Genomic DNA, 16,152 nt, shown 5'->3' with positions numbered 1-16,152 from the left:
AGGACCCCATGAGCATCCTGACCCAGGAACAGACCAAGCGCATCACCGACCGCGTGCTGTCGCTCTCGAAAGCCGACGAGTGCATCGTCAACGTCGAAGGCAGCCGCATCGGCAACATCCGCTTCGCCCGCAATGCCGTGTCGACCGCCGGCCTGGCCGACGACACCCAGATCCAGGTGCAGGTCGCCTTCGGCAAGCGCCAGGGCACCGCCACCATCAACGAGTTCGACGACAAGTCGCTGGAAAAGGCCGTGCGCCGCGCCGAAGACCTGGCGCGCCTGGCGCCGGAGAATCCGGAGTTCATGCCGACGATCGGCAAGACCGCCTACCAGTCGTCCGAGACCTATGTCCAGCGCACCGCCGCCATCGACCCGGAGTTCCGCGCCCAGGCCGCCGCCTATGCGATGGAAGCCTGCCGCAAGAAGGGCCTGGTCGCCGCCGGCTTCTTCACCGACCGCGAGAGCTTTGAAACCATCGCCAACTCGAACGGCGTGTTCGGCCACCAGGTCGCCACTTCGCTCGACTTCACCTGCACCGTGCGCACCGAAGACGGCCGCGGTTCGGGCTGGGTCAAGCGCTCGGCGCGCGACGTGGCCAAGTTCGACCCGCGCGAAGCGGCCGACGTGGCCATCGAGAAGGCACTGCGCTCGGTGGACGCCAAGGCGCTCGAGCCGGGCCGCTACACCGTGGTGATGGAGCCGAGCGCCACCAGCGACCTGCTGACCTTCATGATCGGCGGCTTCAACGCCCGCATGGCCGACGAAGGACGCAGCTTCCTGTCGAAGAAGGGCGGCGCCAACCGCCTGGGCGACAAGCTGTTCGACCAGCAGGTCAACATCTGGTCCGACCCGTGGGACAAGGACGTGCCGGTGCTGCCGTGGGACGGCAACATGCTGCCGCGCGAACGCACCCACCTGGTGAAGGACGGCCGCATCAATGCGCTGAACTACTCGCGCTACTGGGCCCAGAAGAAGAACCAGCGCGCCACCGGCGGCGCCGGCAACATCATCATGGCCGGCACCGACAAGAGCACCGCAGAGCTGATCGCCAACACCAAGAAGGGCGTGCTGGTGACCCGCACCTGGTACATCCGCATGGTGGACCCGCAGTCGGTGCTGGTCACCGGCCTGACCCGCGACGGCACCTTCTACATCGAGAACGGCAAGGTCAAGTACCCGATCAAGAACTTCCGCTTCAACGAGAGCCCGGTGACGATGCTGAACAACATCGAGGAAATCGGCAAGCCGCTGGTGATCGGCGGCGACGAGGCGAACTACTCCATGCTGATCCCGTCGATGAAGATCCGCGATTTCAACTTTACCTCGCTCTCGGACGCGGTGTAAGCACGTCAAACGAAACCCGTACCTGTTGATCCGTCATTCCGGCGAAGGCCGGAATCCAATTCCGCTGAGTAGTGTCGGCGTCAAACTTGGATCCCGGCCTGCGCCGGGAGTCAGTTCCGCCAGTGGCGGGAATGACGGTCTTGGAGTTGCGGGTGAAAGCACACGGAAAAACATACATGGAACGTCGTAAATTCCTCCAGATCGGCGCCGGCACCGCCGGCGCCATGCTCATCCCGGTCTTCGGCAATGCCATCGCCGCCGATGAGCTGATGAGCGCCATGCCTGCCAGCGCCAAGAAGCTTCTTGCCGACACCGCACTGAACGCCGCCACCAAGGCCGGCGCGTCCTATTGCGACGTGCGCATTGGCCGCTACCTGAACCAGTTCATCATCACGCGCGACCTGAACGTCGAGAACATCAGCAACACAGAGTCGAGCGGCGTCGGCGTGCGCGTGATCGCCAACGGCGCCTACGGCTTCGCCTCGACCAATAACATGACCCCGGACGGTATCGCCAATGCGGCGCGCCAGGCGGTGGCCATTGCCAAGGCCAACGCCCGGCTGCAGGCCGAGCCGGTGCGCCTCGCCCCGGTGAAGGGCGTGGGCGAGGTGGCCTGGGCCACCCCGGTCAAGAAGGACTGGCGCAGCATCCCGGTCAAGGACAAGGCCGACATGCTGATCGCCGCCAACAAGGCGGGCATGGACGCGGGCGCGAGCTTCATGACCGCCTCGCTGTTCCAGATCAACCAGCAGAAGTACTTCGCTTCCACCGACGGCTCCTACATCGACCAGGACATCCACCGCTTGTGGGCCCCGATCAATGCGACCGCCGTCGACAAGGCCAGCGGCAAGTTCCGCTCGCGCGCGGGCCTCAGCTCACCGGTGAGCATGGGCTACGAGTATTTCGACGCGAAAGCCAGCGACAAGGTGCAGGCCGCCGGCGGCGTGACCACGCTGTACACCAATTCCTACGACATCATCGAGGACGCCCGCCTGGCCGGCAAGCAGGCACGCGAGAAGCTGAGCGCCAAATCGGTCGAGCCGGGCAAGTACGACCTGGTGCTGAGCCCTGAGCACCTGTTCCTGACCATCCACGAAAACGTCGGCCACCCGACGGAACTGGACCGCGTGCTCGGCTACGAGGCCAACTACGCCGGCACCAGCTTCGTGGGCCTGGACAAGTGGGAATCGAAGAAATTCAAGTACGGTTCCGAGCGCGTGAACTTCGTCGCGGACCGCACCACCCCGGGTTCGCTCGGCCTGATCGGCTACGACGACGAAGGCGTGCGCGCCAAGAAGTGGGACATCATCCGCAACGGCATCCTGGTCAACTACCAGGCCACGCGCGACCAGGCCCACATCATCGGCGAGAAGGAATCGCACGGCTGCTCCTACGCCGACAGCTGGAGCACCATCCAGTTCCAGCGCATGCCGAACATCTCGCTGGAGGCGGGCAAGCAACGCCTGACCCCGGACGAGATGGTCAAGGACGTCAAGAAGGGCATCTACATCCTCGGCCGCGGTTCCTACTCGATCGACCAGCAGCGCTACAACTCCCAGTTCGGCGGCACGCTGTTCTACGAGATCAAGAACGGCAAGATCACCGGCCAGCTGGAAGACGTGGCCTACCAGACCAATACCCAGGAATTCTGGAACGCCTGCTCGGCCATCTGCGACGAGCGCGACTGGCGCATGGGCGGCTCGTTCTTCGACGGCAAAGGCCAGCCGAGCCAGGTCAGCGCAGTCTCGCATGGCTCGAGCACCGCGCGCTTCAATGGCATCAACGTCATCAACACCGCACGCAAGATCGGTTGAGGAGAAGACAATATGAAACAGCTGAACCAGGAACAAGCAAAACGCATCGCCGACCGCGTGATCGGTTTCTCGAAAGCCGACGAGTGCAACGTGTCGATCGAGGGCAACACCACCGGTAACATCCGCTTCGCGCGCAACAGCGTGTCGACCGCCGGCCTGACCGAAGACACTGAACTGGCCGTGCGCGTCGCCTTCGGCAAGCGCGTGGGCACCGCCGTCATCAACGAGTTCGACGACAAGTCGCTGGAAAAGGCCGTGCGCCGCGCCGAGGAACTGGCGCGCCTGGCGCCGGAGAATCCGGAATTCGTCCCAAGCGTCGGCAAGCAGGAATACCTGAACACCAAGACCTTCATGTCGTCGACCGCGGCCATCGATCCGGACTACCGCGCCGAAGTGGCGGCCGCCTCGATCAGCCGGGCGCGCGCCAAGAAGCTGGTCACCGCGGGATTCTTCACCGACAGCAACCGCTTCGCCTGCATCGCCAACTCGAAGGGCGTGTTCGGCTTCCAGGAATTCACCGACCTGTCCTTCACCTGCACCGCGCGCACCGAAGACGGCCGCGGTTCGGGCTGGGTGACCCGCTCGGCAGTCGATGCGCGCCGCTTCAACGCGGCCGAAGCGGCCGAGATTGCGATCGACAAGGCCCTGCGTTCGGTCGATGCGAAAGCGCTGGAGCCGGGCCGCTACACCGTGATCCTGGAACCGGCGGCGACTTCGGAAATCCTCGGCAACATGTTCAGCTCCTTCGGCGCACGCGCCGCGGACGAAGGCCGCAGCTTCCTGGCCAAGAAGGGCGGCGGCAACCGCCTGGGCGAGAAGCTGTTCGACCAGCAGGTCAACATCTGGGCCGACCCGTGGAATCCGGACGTGCCGGTGGCGCCGTGGGACAACCAGACCATGATCGCCCGCAAGCGCACCGACATCATCAAGGACGGCCGTGTCGCCTCGCTCGGCTATTCGCCCTACTGGGCGCAGAAGACCGGCAACCAGGCCACGGCGGGCCACGGCAACATGATCATGGCCGGCGGCACCAAGTCGCTGGAAGAGCTGATCGCCGGCACCAAGAAGGGCATCGTGGTCACCCGCACCTGGTACATCCGCATGGTCGACCCGCAGTCGCTGCTGATCACGGGCCTGACCCGCGACGGCACCTTCTACGTCGAGAACGGCAAGATCAAGCATCCGGTGAAGAACTTCCGCTTCAATGAAAGCCCGGTCACCATCCTCAACAACATCGATGAACTGGGCAAGCCCGAGATCATCGGTGGCGACGAGGTGCCGTTTCAGATGGTGCTGCCGCCGATGAAGGTCCGCGACTTCAACTTCACCTCGCTGTCCGACGCGGTGTAAATGGCGTAATGGCGAACTTCGATTTCTACTTCACGCGCCTGAGCTACGAGTCGGGCGACTGGGACGTGGATATCCGTATGCCCAGCAACGTGCTGAACTCGCTGGTCGAGTACACCACGCTGCGGGTGGATCCGGCGGAGCGCATCGTCGCTCTGTCGGATCCGAAGATGCTGCAGGCGCCGTTCTGCTACTTCGCGGGCCACAAGCTGGTGCAGTTCACCCCGGCGGAACGGCGCAACCTGGAGAAGTACGTGCGTGGCGGCGGCTTCGTCTTCGTGGACGACTGCAACCACGACATCGACGGCCTGTTCGCGAAATCCTTCGAGGCCGAGATGGTCAAGATTTTCGGCGCCTCCGCACTGAAGAAAATCCCGAATACGCACCCGCTGTATTCCTGCTTCTTCAAGTTCGACGGGCCGCCGACCACCGGCGGGGAACTCAATGGCTGGGGCGACGACCTGGTGCACGAGTACCTGAAGGCGATCGAGTTCGGCGGGCGCATCCGCCTGCTGTACTCGAACAAGGACTACGGATGCGAGTGGGACTACGACTTCCGCAACAAGCGGTTCCTCGCGGTCGACAACACCCGCTTCGCAGTCAATATCATTCAATATGCGTTGGGAGCGTAAGTGGTGGCGGAACGTGATGCGGTAGCGTGGAGTGAACAGGAAATCGCCGACTTGACGGCGAAGGTGGGCGAGCTGAAGGCAAGCATGGCGCGCGTGATCATCGGCCAGGAAGAAGTGGTCGACCTGCTGGTCACCTGCCTGCTGGCCGGCGGCCACGCCCTGGTCGAAGGCGTACCGGGACTGGGCAAGACCCTGCTGGTGAAATCGCTGGCACAGGCCACCGACATGCAGTTCCGCCGCGTGCAGTTCACCCCGGACCTGATGCCCTCGGATATCGTCGGCACCGAGATCCTGGAAGAAGACACCACGACGCGCCAGCGCGTGTTCCGCTTCCAGCAAGGTCCTGTGTTCACCCAGGTGCTGCTGGCGGACGAGATCAACCGCGCGCCGCCCAAGACCCAGTCGGCGCTGCTGGAAGCGATGCAGGAGCGCGCCGTCACCTTCGCCGGCCACACCCACAAGCTGCCGCGTCCCTTCTTCGTGCTGGCGACGCAGAACCCGATCGAGCAGGCCGGCACCTATCCGCTGCCGGAAGCCCAGCTCGACCGCTTCCTGCTGCGCATCGACGTGGTCTACCCGACCGAGGACGAAGAAGTGCTGATGGTCTCGCGCACCACCCACGCGGGCCTGGACGACGCCGAGCCGGCGATGACGGTCGAGACCCTGCTGCGCATGCAGCAGCTGGTACGCGACATCGAGATCGGCGAACACCTGCTGCGCTACGCGACGCGCCTGGTGCGTAACACCCGTCCGGCCTTGACCACCGTGGCCGCGGTGAAGCAGCACGTCGGTTGGGGCGCGGGCCCGCGCGCCGGCCAGGCCCTGGTGCTGGCCTCGAAGGCGCGCGCCCTGATGCAGGGCCGCCTGGCGGTCACGCGCGACGACATCCAGGCCATGCTGCTGCCGGTACTGGCGCACCGCGTGCTGCGCAACTTCGAGGCGGAGGCCGATGGCATCGCCATCGCCGACATCCTGCAATCCCTGCGTAACGAGATCCGGGTCGATTAATCTTGTCGCTGGCGAAGACCGCGCTGATCGCGCACACGCAGAAGCTCGACCTCGTGATCCGCCACGTGCTGGCGGGCCTCGGCCATGGCATCCACGCCGGGCGCGAGCGCGGGGCGGGCGTCGAATTCTCGGAATACCGGGCCTATGCGCCCGGGGATGAGTGGCGGCGCGTCGACTGGAAGCTGCTGGCGCGCGCCGACCGTTACTTCGTGCGCGAAGCGGAGCGCGACAGCCACGTGGCGGTCTGGCTGGTGCTGGACGCCAGCGCCTCGATGCTCGAGCCCAGCCGCGAAGTCGAGGGCGTCGACAAGCTGGCCTATGCCCGCACCGTGCTCGGCTGCGTGGCGGCCATCGCCCAGCGCCAGGGCGACGCTTTCGGGCTCGTCGTACTCAATGGCGGCAAGGTGCAGTTCACGCCGGCCCTGCGTGGTCCGCGCCAGCTGCAGCGCGTGCTGCTGCAGCTCAGTCGCGTGCAGGCGGACGGCGAACTGCCGGATGCCGATACCCTGCGCGCCAGCCTGCACTTTGCCCAATCTCCCAGCGTCATCTTCGCGGCCAGCGACCTGCTCGACTGGCCTTCGCCGCTGTCGCAGGCCTTGACGCGCCTGCGCGGCATGCGCCACGACGTGCGCGTGCTGTGCCTGCAGACGCAGGCGGAAGTCGACGCCAGTTTCTCGTCGGCGCTGGCTTATCGCGACCCGGAGCAGGGGACCGGTGTTTACCGCTTCGGTTCCGACCTGAAGGAAGGCTATCGCCAGAACCGTGAGGCGCACTTCGCCACCGTCAAGGCGGCCTGCCGCAAGAGCGACATCCCGCTGGTGGCCGCGCGCATCGAACAGCCACCGGGCGAGGTCCTGCGCCTATGGCTGCGCCGACCGGGGAGCCGCCCATGAATCAACTCTGGTGGTTCACGCTGCCCATCCTGCTGCTGCCGATCTGGTGGCACCGGCGCAAGCGCGAGCAGCACAAGGCCGAGCTGCTGGCCACGGCCCGCTTCCTGCCGCGCGCCGAGCCGCGCCAGACGCGTGCCTGGCGCTGGAACGATGTCATTCTCTTATTGGTGCGCTGCCTGATGCTGGCCACCGCCATCGCCTGGCTGGCCGATCCGGTCATGCCCTGGCGCGGCGATACCGTGGTCGTCGCCATCGGCACCGACCCCAAATGGGTCGAACAACAGGCGGCACAGGCCGGGCTGGCCAAGGCCGACCGCCTGAGCATGCCGGCTGCGCAGACGATCACCTGGCTGCGCGCCCACCAGCGCGAATGGCGCCCGGAGGCGCGCCTGCTGGTGGTGGGCGACCTGCCGATGCCGGCACTGCTGCCGGAATTCGGGCGCAGGATCGAACTGCGCACGCTGGCGCGCCGGCCGGAAAAGACGGAGCGCCACGTCCATATCGTGAGCGAGCGCCCGGAACAGTGGCGCCGCGTCTTCGCTGCGGAAGGGGTGACGATCGACGCCACTCCAAGTGCGAAGACCGCCCTCATCGTCTGGGATCGCAAGGATACGCCGCCGCCATCGCTGCGCGCGCCGCTGTGGCTGGTGACCGACACCGCCGCCTTCCCTGAACTGGGCAAGGCGCCACAGGTGGACGGCCTGCGCTACGCCGACAGCCCGCGCGGCCGCCTGTGGCATTCGGACGCCTGGCCGCCACAAACCGCCGATGCCGCGCGCGCCCTGCTGGACAACTGGCAGCGCCTGCATGCGGGTCCTCCTGCCTATACGGCTCCCTCGCGCGTGTTCGAGGCATCGAGCGCTGCCCGTGCGCCGGAGCCGAGCGGCGCGCTGCGCGACATGCTGATGGCCGCCTTGGTGGCCTTGTTCGTACTCGAAAGGATCCTGACGCATGCAAGACGGCGCTGAGATTACCCGCCGCGTCTGGCGCGCCGCCCAGCTGCGCCGGCTGCCGCTCTGGATCGCCGGGGCCCTGCCATGGCTGGTCATCCGCTCGGCCCCCGGCCTGATCGCCTGGACCATGTGGTGCGCCTGGGACTGGGCCGTCCTGCGGCGCCGCGTCGGTATCGAATGGACGTCCTGGCTGGACGGCGCCGTGCCCGAGATGGAAGACAGCAGCGCGCTGATCGAGCATGCGCCGACGCCCGTGGCCCAGCTGCAGCGCCGCCGCATCCTCGACCGCCTCGATGCCGCCGTCTCCGGGCAGCAGTTGCGGAGCATCGCGCGCGGCCGCGTGAAAACCGGCGCGCCCTGGCTGCTGGGGAGCGTGGTCGCGGCTGCTGCCGTGTGGTTCGCGACCAGCGCCACACCGCAGGGCAGCGCAAGCGCCCCGGGCAAGGCGCCGGTGGCGGTCGCTGCCCCGGTCGCGAGCCAGCTGGTGGTGCGCACCGCACCGCCGGCCTACACCAAGGCTGCTTCGGTCGAGTCGGCGCCGAAGGACTTGCAGGTGCCCGAACAGACCGTCATGAGCTGGTGCCTGAAAGACCCGTCGGCCGCGGAGGAAAGCATTGAACTCAGCACCGGCGAGCTGCTCAAGCCGGGCAAGGAGTGTGCGCGCTGGACCGCCACCGAATCGGTGTTCTGGCGCTGGCGCGGCAACCGCTACACGGTCAAGGTCATCCCCGACCAGCCGCCGGAGATCACGGTCACCGCGCCGACCCAGATGGTGCAGGAGCTTTCCGAAACGGCGACCAGCGCCGCCATGGGCGTGAAGGTGCGCGACGACTATGTCGTGACGCGCGCCACCCTGCACATGACCCTGGCGCGCGGCAGCGGCGAGAACATCCGCTTCACCGACCGCGAAATGCCTCTGCCAAGCTCCCCGGACCCGAAGCAGCGCAACTGGTCGAAGAACTGGTCGCTGGCCGAGCTGGGCATGGAGCCGGGCGACGAGCTGTACTTCTTCGTACGCGCGAGCGACAACGCGGCGCGCCCGCATACGGTGCAGTCGCCGACCTATACCTTGCGCCTGCCGGCCCCGCCGGGAGAAGCGGAAGAAGAGAGCGCCGCGATGCCGATGCTGGTCAAGCCGCAGAGCCTGCGCAGCCAGCGCCAGATCATCATCGATACCGAGCAGCTGGTGGCCGACATGCGCACGACGAAGATGAGCACGGAGGCGGTGCTCGAGCGCAGCCAGAAGATCGCCAACGACCAGGGCGCTCTGCGCCGCCGCTACGGCCAGTTCCTGGGCGAAGAGTCGTCGCTGTTCTCTGACGGCGAGGACGATCACGACGATCACGGCGGCGCTGAAGGTGGCGGCAACCAGGACATCCTGCACCAGTACGGCCATGCCCACGACGAAGCCGAGAACGCCACCCTGTTCGACGAAGAGACGAAAAAGGTGCTGCGCCGCGCGCTGATGGCGATGTGGGATGCCGAGAAGGCGCTGCGCGCGATCACGCCGAAGGTCGCGCTGCCGCCCGAGCACAAGGCGCTCGAGGCGATCAAGGAATTGCAGCAGGCCGAACGCATCTACCTGCACAAGACCGCCTTCGTGCCGCCGCCGATCAAGGAAGAGAAGCGCATGAGCGGCGACATGGACGGCACCGCCAGCTACCGTCGCGAGCAGGGCGGGGCCGAGAAGCGCGTGCCGGAAGACGTAAGCCTGCTGGTGCAGGCGCTGTCGGGCGACGGTCCGCTGCCGGCGCTGTGGACCCGCAGCGCGCACGACTGGGTACGCAACCGCCTGCAGGACGACGACCAGCGCCTGTCGGCGCAGAAGGCGATCCAGGACGTGGCTGATGGTTGCCTGGCGTGCCGCCCGGTGCTGCGCGCCTGGCTGCGCCAGGCGGCAGGTCAGGGACAGGTGCTGTTGCAGGCAAGGCCCACGGTGGAAACGCCTTTCGTGCGCGCGTGGCGTGAGGGAGTGAAGCCATGATGAGCACGAACCTGATGCTGGCCTTGATTGGCGCCGCCGGCATTGCCAGCGCCGGCATCTACGCCTGGCGCCGCACATTCATCGACGCGCTGCTGGTGCTGGTTGCCGCCGCAGCGCTCGGCCTGTTCGCGGCCGGTATCCGCCTGCCTGGCGACACCGGACGGACCCTGACGCTCGACGCGGCCGCGCCGGCGCCGACGCTGGAAGGGGTACGTGCCTTCGCGGTCAAGGGCGACGGCCTGCGCGCAGCGCAATGGAACGACCTGCCCGCGCTGCCGCTGCAATGGCAGCGCCCCGAGGGCGGCAGCCTGCGCTTGCACTACCCGCGCCAGCTCGCGCTCGGCCGCACGTTCACGCTGCGCGTGCAGCGCGACGACAAGACAGACGCACGCCTGCAGCTGCTGGGGGAGAACGGCCAGGTCATCGCGGATGCGCGCGGCACGGGCGACCTGGTGGTGAACTGGATGCCGCCGCTGGCCGAGCGGGTCGTGCTCAAGGCCCGCCTGCTGGATGGCGCCGGCAAGACGCTGGCCGAAGGACCGGTGCCGCTGACCGTCATCGAGCCGAACATCCTGCAGGTGCAAGGACGCTTCGGCGCGCCCTCGTTCGACCTGCGCACGCTCAACGAACTGCTGGCCGGCAGCGGTGCGCTGCTCGACTGGCAGGTGGTGCTGGGCCGCGCCATCACGCGCACCGAACTGCCGCTGGACGAAATGAAGGCGCCCAACCTGCTGGTCATCGACGCCGCCTGGTTCGAGCGCGCGAGCGGGGCCGAACGTGCCGCGCTGCTGGGGCGGGTGGCCGGTGGCCTGCCGCTGCTGGTACTGGGTGCGAACGCCAACGACCCCGGTGTCTGGTCACGCACGCTGGGGCTGTCCTTGAAAGCGCAGCCCGCGGACAAGAAGATCGATACGCCGCTGGAGCTCCCGGTGGCGCCGCTCAATCCCGCATCGCGCGAGGCCGGCGAATGGACGGGCACGGACAACCTGGTCTGGACCCGCAGCTGGCAGAAGGGCCGCATCGCCTGGCTGGGCGCCAGCGAATGGCACCGCCACGCGATCGCCGAACCGCAGGCGCTGGCGCTGTGGTGGCAGGGTGTGCTGGACCGCGTGGGCGTCGAGCTTCCCAAGGACGTCGAATGGCTGGAGCCGGAAGAGCTGCCCTTGCCGGGCCAGCGCATGGAACTATGCGCACGCGGCGTGAACGGCGAGGTAAGGTTCCCGGACCTGAAGCTGGTGCGTAGCTGGTCGGCGCGCACCGATGCGGCTTGCGTGGCCGTGTGGCCGGAGAAATCGGGCTGGCTGCAGGTCAAGGATGCGAAGGCGGGCGCGCATGCGGTCTATGTCTACGCGCCGGCCGATTGGCCGCAATGGCAGGCGGCGCAGCGCCGAGATGCCACCGCGCGCTATGCGGCCCGTACGCCGGCAAAGGCGCTGGAGGGTGCGGCACAGGCCTTCCCGGCTTGGCCCTTCGCGCCCACGTTCACCCTGGCGATGCTGCTGCTCTGGTGGCGCGAGCGGCGCTAGGTGAAAAAGATCGTCATTTGCCGGACTACAAAGGAGATTCAATGTCAGCTGCTAACGACCAGAAGAAGCGCAAATATATAGGCATGGGCCTGTGCTTCGGCGTAGCGATTGGATGCGCAATTGGCGTCGCGATCGGCAATCTTGCTTTGGGTATTGGACCCGGGATTGGAATTGGCGTTGGTATCGGCGCCTTGATGGCAAAGCGGCACAGCTGAATCGTTTTACACCGTACACCGGGGTCACGTACACCGGGGTCAGGTCTGACTTTCAGACACGAACTCAACAGTAGTATGGAAGAGCTCGTGTTCGAATGTCAGACCTGACCCTGGCCCTGTGTTCGAATGTCAGACCTGACCCTGGCCCTGTGTTCGAATGTCAGACCTGACCCTGGCCCGGACCCTTGACCCTGGCCCGGACCCTGGCCCTGTTGGGTGGCGGTAGAGCCGTCCACCCAACGGACTTCCTTAAAACGCGTAATCCACCTTCGCGTACATCGACCGCCCATTGATCCCGAACGGGCAGGTTTCCCAGCAATGGGTAAAGCCCAGCTGCGGGAACGGCGCCGCCTTGACCGGATCCCACTTGGTCGGATAGGTGTCGAACACGTTGTTGATACCCGCGCTCAGGCTCAGCTTCTTGTTGAAGTTGTAGCGGCCGGTCAGGTCGAGGATCCACTTCGCCGACCAGGTCTGGATGAAGCCCGGGGTGAAGCCCTGGCCTTCCACTTCGCCGAAGTAATTCGCGCGTGCCGTCGCATTCCACTGTCCGATGGTGTAGTCGGCCGCCACCACGTGGTGCTGGCGCGGCTGGCCTTTTTCGATCAGCGTCACCTGGGTGTCGTCGAACAGCTGGGCGCCGGTCAGCACCGAGGACTGCGAATGGCGATCCTTCACCTTGGTGCGGTTGAAGCCGAGCTGGCCGGACAGCACCAGGGTCGAGCCCTGGCCGCGCGTGGTGTGCTGGGCCACCAGGTCGAAGCCGGTCGTCGTGGTGTCGATCGCGTTGGTGAAGAACTGGGCCTGGCCCACGCGCAGCGGATCGAGGATGGCCTTGATCGGGCAGGCGGCCGCGGTCGCACAGGCGCCCGATTCCGGCGCGATGTTCGACGAGAACACGATGCGGTCGTCGATGTTGGTGCGGTACAGGTCGGCCGTCACCGAGAAGTTCTGCGTCGGACGCAGGATCGCGCCGATGCTGGCGCTCTTCGAGGTTTCTTCCTGCAGCGGTGCAATGCCGAAGGCACGGGTCACGGCGCTGTTCTCGCGCGCGGTCAGGGTTTCGGTCAGCACGCCGGCGGCGTTCAGGTTGGTCGACACCGAGCTGTAGAACTTCTGCTGCACGCCCGGCGCACGGAAGCCGGTCGAGGCGCTGGCGCGCAGGCCGAGCGTGCGCGACGGGTCGTAGCGGAAGCTCAGCTTGCCGATGGTGGTGTTGCCGAAGTCCGAGTAGCGTTCGTGACGCAGGGCGGCGCCGAGCGAGAGCGTGTCGCCGATCTTGCGTTCGAGGTCGACGTAGTAGGCGGTGTTGTGGCGGCCGTCGTCCACTTCGGTGCCCGGGGTATAGCCCGGGAAGCCCTGGATGCCGGAAGCCGCGATGCCGCCGGTCTGGTCGCGGATGATCTTGCGCGGATCGTTGGTGCGGCCGTACTGGTAGGACACCGGGTCGCCCGCCACGATCTGGTAGTTATCCTGGCGCCATTCGAAGCCGGTGCCGATGTAGAGCGGGGCGCCGGCGAAGTCCACCGAACCCTTGAAGTCGAGGTTGAGGGTAGTCTGGTCGAACTTCAGCTTGCCGGTGTCGGCCTCTAACGGCGAGCTGCCGGTCTCGTAGTAGTAGCTGACGTTGATCGAATTGCGCTCGTGGAAACCGAGTTCGCTGCGGCCGTGGTTGACGCTCAGGTCCACGCTCCAGTCGCCGGCCAGGTCGTGCTTGTAGCCGAGGCCGAGCGAGGCATCCTTGACGGTGGTGATGATGTTCGGCAGGAAGCCGTTCGGGTACACCGCCGGCACGTTGCGCGCATCGCCCGCCGAGCGGAAGAAGCCCGAGGAATCGCCGGTGCGCTTCGATGCGCCGCCGAAGGTGTACAGTTCGCCGCCGCCCATCGGCAGCGAGGCGTTCAGCCACAGGTAGCCGTCCTTGGCCAGGCTGTCGCCGATGCGCTGGGTCACGCGCGGCGGGTTGACGCGCAGCGAGTCCGGGCCGGCGCGGTTGGTCTCGTTGCGGCGCCGGCCTTCGACCGACAGGTTCATGTAGCCGCCATCCGTACCGAGGGCGAAGCCCTTGTGCGCGCTGGCGGTATAGGTGTCGCCGTCGCCTTCGCTGGTGGTGCCGGCGCTGGCGCTGAACAGGGTATCGGTGGCGCCTTTCTTCAGCACGATGTTGATCACGCCGGCGATCGCATCCGAGCCGTACTGCGCGGCCGCGCCGTCACGCAGCACTTCGATCGACTGGATGGCGGACAGGGGAATCGCATTGATGTCGGTGCCGGCCGAGCCGCGACCGATGGTCTGCTGCACGTTGACCAGGGCCTGCTGGTGGCGGCGCTTGCCGTTCACCAGCACCAGCAGCTGGTCGGGGCCGAGGCCGCGCAGCGTGGCGGGGCGGATGATGTCGGTGCCGTCGCTGATGAAGGTCGTCGTGAAGTTGAACGACGGGTCGAGATCCTGCAGCACCTTGCCGAGTTCGAGCGAGCCGGCCGACTGCAGGTCTTTCGCGCTGATCAGGCCTACCGGCACCGCGGTGTCGAGTGCGGTCTTGGCCTGGGTACGCGAACCCAGCACCACCACGGTGGCCGGCTCCTTCTGGCTGTCCGCTGCTTCCTGCGCGAACGCCGATGCCATGGCCGATACCAGTGCGGTTGCCAGCAATACCCGTTTCTGCGGTTGATTCACCATCTTGTCCCCTTGTTGAGTTTGATTTACGCCATCACAAAAACTACGTCTCTTATAAAGACGGCTACTTGATTTTGAGCAAATATTTACGTAAGTACAAGTGTGAACTGTGCAAGACACAACACTTTTAGGTGATTCGCTCTATTTACGGGGAAGGGATTGCCTACAAGATGAGCAAGTGATCCAGCATGAATGGAAAAACCCCATTCCGCTTGCGCTGGAATGGGGTTCGATGTTTCCCGAGATCCGGGTGTACCGCGTCAGGGAATCTTGATCCGGATCGGCATTGACACCGGTGCGCGGCGGTCCGGCATCGGTGCGCGGTCCGGCGGGGTGAGGCCGGTCACCAGGTCGGCGACGCGCACTGTCTGCCCGGTCTCGAAGCATTTGTTGGCCGCAATCCCGACCAGGGCCGACCAGGCCCCGGCACGCTCGTCCGATGCGCGCTTGTACTTGTCGGCCGGGCCGTCGCCGAAGATTTCGGTGAGCATGACGTCGTCGCCGCCGCCATGGCTGCCCTTGCCGATGATCGGCTCGATGTCGCGCGGCTGGCCGCGCATCGGGATGACGCGGATCGACACGCTCTCGCTGCCGCTCTGGACCTTGGCCGCGCCGGCTGCGCCGCCGGATTCGACGATGCGGTGTTCGATGCGTCCCTTGGTGCCGTTGAAGGCGATGTGGTAACCCTCCCAGGCGTCATACGCCGACAGCGCGTAGTTCAGGTGCGCCCCATTGTCGTAGCGGACCATCACGTTCATCGTGTCTTCGATGTCGATGCTCGGGCGCCAGACGCACTGGTCGCGGTAGTAGCCATCGTACTTCTCGTTGTCGAGGTAGAGGGCTTTCAGGCCCGGGTCCGAGGCCAGGTCGAAATAGAAGTTGCACTTCTGTTTTTCGGGGCAGGTGAGGCAGCGCTCGTGCGGACCGGACAGGCCCGAGCGGCGCGCGGTTTCCGGCGTGTAGAACTGGCGCGAGCCGAAGGCGTGCACGGTCTCCGGCTGGGCGCCGAGCCACCAGTTGACCAGGTCGAAGTGGTGGGTCGACTTGTGCACCATCAGGCCGCCCGAATTCGCCTTGTTGCCGTGCCAGCGGCGGAAGTAATCGGCGCCGTGCACGGTGTTGAGCAGCCAGGTGAAGTCGACCGAAATGACGTCGCCGATCTCGCCCGACATCAAGAGCTCCTTGATCTGGGTGCGCGGCGGAGAGTAGCGGTAGTTGAAGGTAACGCGCACCTGGCGGCCGCTGCGCTTGACGGCATCGAGGATGCGCTGCGCTTTTTCGGCGGTGGTCGTCATCGGCTTTTCGGTGATCACGTCGCAGCCGGCGTCGAGCGCGCGCACGATGTAGTCGTCGTGGCTGGCGTCGGTGGTAGTGACGATCACGAACTGCGGCTTCGTTTCACGGATCATGCGGTCGAAATCGGCCGCGGCGTAGCCGCGCGGCTGGCTGGCGCCGGTCTCGGTGATGAGCTTCACGGCACGCGCGAGGCGCCCGGCATTCCTGTCGCAGACGGCCACCACTTCGGAGGTGTCGCGGAACTTGCCGGTCATGGCATTGGTGAACATGCGCGCACGTGAACCCACGCCCACCACCGCATAGCGCTTGCGCGCGGTCGCAGCAAAGACGCCGCCGGTGGCAAGCATCAGGCCTGCAGCCCCGGCGGTCTTCAGCACGGTGCGGCGGTCGATGCCGCCAGAATCCTTTTCCATCATTTCTGTCTCCAAGTCTTGTTTTTACAGCTGTGCATATGGTGGCCGCAAG

Annotated in this window: 12 protein-coding genes; 10 read left to right on the top strand and 2 right to left on the bottom strand. The window is 66.1% G+C overall.

All coding sequences use genetic code 11. The features are described from left to right. Positions 1-8 precede the first annotated feature (8 nt). From ACSQ25_RS23045 to ACSQ25_RS23000, 10 genes are all read left to right on the top strand, one after another. Positions 9-1,343, top strand: coding sequence for a TldD/PmbA family protein (locus ACSQ25_RS23045; protein WP_436107950.1), 1,335 nt, complete (start codon positions 9-11; stop codon positions 1,341-1,343). A 176-nt stretch (positions 1,344-1,519) separates the two neighbouring features. Then, positions 1,520-3,157: a TldD/PmbA family protein gene (locus ACSQ25_RS23040; RefSeq protein WP_436107949.1), complete on the top strand. Its 1,638-nt coding sequence runs from the start codon at positions 1,520-1,522 to the stop codon at positions 3,155-3,157. A gap of 12 nt (positions 3,158-3,169) precedes the next feature. After that, positions 3,170-4,507, top strand: a complete 1,338-nt coding sequence (locus ACSQ25_RS23035) for a TldD/PmbA family protein (RefSeq protein ID WP_436107948.1) — start codon at positions 3,170-3,172, stop codon at positions 4,505-4,507. Positions 4,508-4,515: 8 nt separating this feature from the next. Next, entirely contained in the window at positions 4,516-5,136 is a 621-nt protein-coding gene (locus tag ACSQ25_RS23030) for a DUF4159 domain-containing protein (protein WP_436107947.1), read from the top strand. Between the two features lie 3 nt (positions 5,137-5,139). Beyond that, positions 5,140-6,144, top strand: a complete 1,005-nt coding sequence (locus ACSQ25_RS23025) for an AAA family ATPase (protein ID WP_436107946.1) — start codon at positions 5,140-5,142, stop codon at positions 6,142-6,144. Between the two features lie 2 nt (positions 6,145-6,146). Further along, positions 6,147-7,037 (top strand): DUF58 domain-containing protein, encoded by an 891-nt coding sequence (locus ACSQ25_RS23020; protein ID WP_436107945.1) that lies wholly within the window; start codon positions 6,147-6,149, stop codon positions 7,035-7,037. Continuing rightward, positions 7,034-8,005 (top strand): BatA domain-containing protein, encoded by a 972-nt coding sequence (locus tag ACSQ25_RS23015; RefSeq protein WP_436107944.1) that lies wholly within the window; start codon positions 7,034-7,036, stop codon positions 8,003-8,005. The genes ACSQ25_RS23020 and ACSQ25_RS23015 overlap by 4 nt, the downstream gene beginning before the upstream one ends. Next, positions 7,989-9,974: a DUF4175 family protein gene (locus ACSQ25_RS23010; RefSeq protein ID WP_436107943.1), complete on the top strand. Its 1,986-nt coding sequence runs from the start codon at positions 7,989-7,991 to the stop codon at positions 9,972-9,974. The genes ACSQ25_RS23015 and ACSQ25_RS23010 overlap by 17 nt, the downstream gene beginning before the upstream one ends. After that, positions 9,971-11,500 (top strand): hypothetical protein, encoded by a 1,530-nt coding sequence (locus ACSQ25_RS23005; protein ID WP_436107942.1) that lies wholly within the window; start codon positions 9,971-9,973, stop codon positions 11,498-11,500. Before ACSQ25_RS23010 ends, ACSQ25_RS23005 begins: the two co-directional genes overlap by 4 nt. A gap of 41 nt (positions 11,501-11,541) precedes the next feature. Further along, positions 11,542-11,715 carry a hypothetical protein gene (locus ACSQ25_RS23000; protein WP_436107941.1) on the top strand — a complete coding sequence of 58 codons (174 nt, stop codon included), beginning with the start codon at positions 11,542-11,544 and terminating at the stop codon, positions 11,713-11,715. Positions 11,716-11,964: 249 nt separating this feature from the next. Here ACSQ25_RS23000 and ACSQ25_RS22995 read toward each other — a convergent pair whose 3' ends face one another. Then, entirely contained in the window at positions 11,965-14,394 is a 2,430-nt protein-coding gene (locus ACSQ25_RS22995; protein ID WP_436107940.1) for a TonB-dependent receptor plug domain-containing protein, read from the bottom strand. A 257-nt stretch (positions 14,395-14,651) separates the two neighbouring features. Next, on the bottom strand, positions 14,652-16,103 hold the full coding sequence (locus ACSQ25_RS22990; protein ID WP_436107939.1) for a Gfo/Idh/MocA family oxidoreductase: 1,452 nt from the start codon (positions 16,101-16,103) through the stop codon (positions 14,652-14,654). Positions 16,104-16,152: the final 49 nt, after the last annotated feature.

The sequence above is a fragment of the Massilia sp. LjRoot122 genome (genome assembly GCF_964252725.1).
In the GTDB taxonomy this organism is placed as follows: Bacteria; Pseudomonadota; Gammaproteobacteria; order Burkholderiales; family Burkholderiaceae_D; genus Telluria.
Note: the sequence above shows the minus strand (reverse complement) of the source record. Positions and strands in the feature narration are given on the sequence as shown.

Excerpts from the sequence above, each read along its gene's own strand:
- ACSQ25_RS23030 (WP_436107947.1), top strand. The coding sequence starts at position 4,516 with ATGGCGAACTTCGATTTCTACTTCACGCGCCTGAGCTACGAGTCGGGC.
- ACSQ25_RS23035 (WP_436107948.1), top strand. The coding sequence starts at position 3,170 with ATGAAACAGCTGAACCAGGAACAAGCAAAACGCATCGCCGACCGCGTG.
- ACSQ25_RS23000 (WP_436107941.1), top strand. The coding sequence starts at position 11,542 with ATGTCAGCTGCTAACGACCAGAAGAAGCGCAAATATATAGGCATGGGC.
- ACSQ25_RS23045 (WP_436107950.1), top strand. The coding sequence starts at position 9 with ATGAGCATCCTGACCCAGGAACAGACCAAGCGCATCACCGACCGCGTG.
- ACSQ25_RS23015 (WP_436107944.1), top strand. The coding sequence starts at position 7,034 with ATGAATCAACTCTGGTGGTTCACGCTGCCCATCCTGCTGCTGCCGATC.
- ACSQ25_RS22990 (WP_436107939.1), bottom strand. The coding sequence starts at position 16,103 with ATGATGGAAAAGGATTCTGGCGGCATCGACCGCCGCACCGTGCTGAAG.
- ACSQ25_RS23040 (WP_436107949.1), top strand. The coding sequence starts at position 1,520 with ATGGAACGTCGTAAATTCCTCCAGATCGGCGCCGGCACCGCCGGCGCC.
- ACSQ25_RS22995 (WP_436107940.1), bottom strand. The coding sequence starts at position 14,394 with ATGGTGAATCAACCGCAGAAACGGGTATTGCTGGCAACCGCACTGGTA.
- ACSQ25_RS23005 (WP_436107942.1), top strand. The coding sequence starts at position 9,971 with ATGATGAGCACGAACCTGATGCTGGCCTTGATTGGCGCCGCCGGCATT.
- ACSQ25_RS23010 (WP_436107943.1), top strand. The coding sequence starts at position 7,989 with ATGCAAGACGGCGCTGAGATTACCCGCCGCGTCTGGCGCGCCGCCCAG.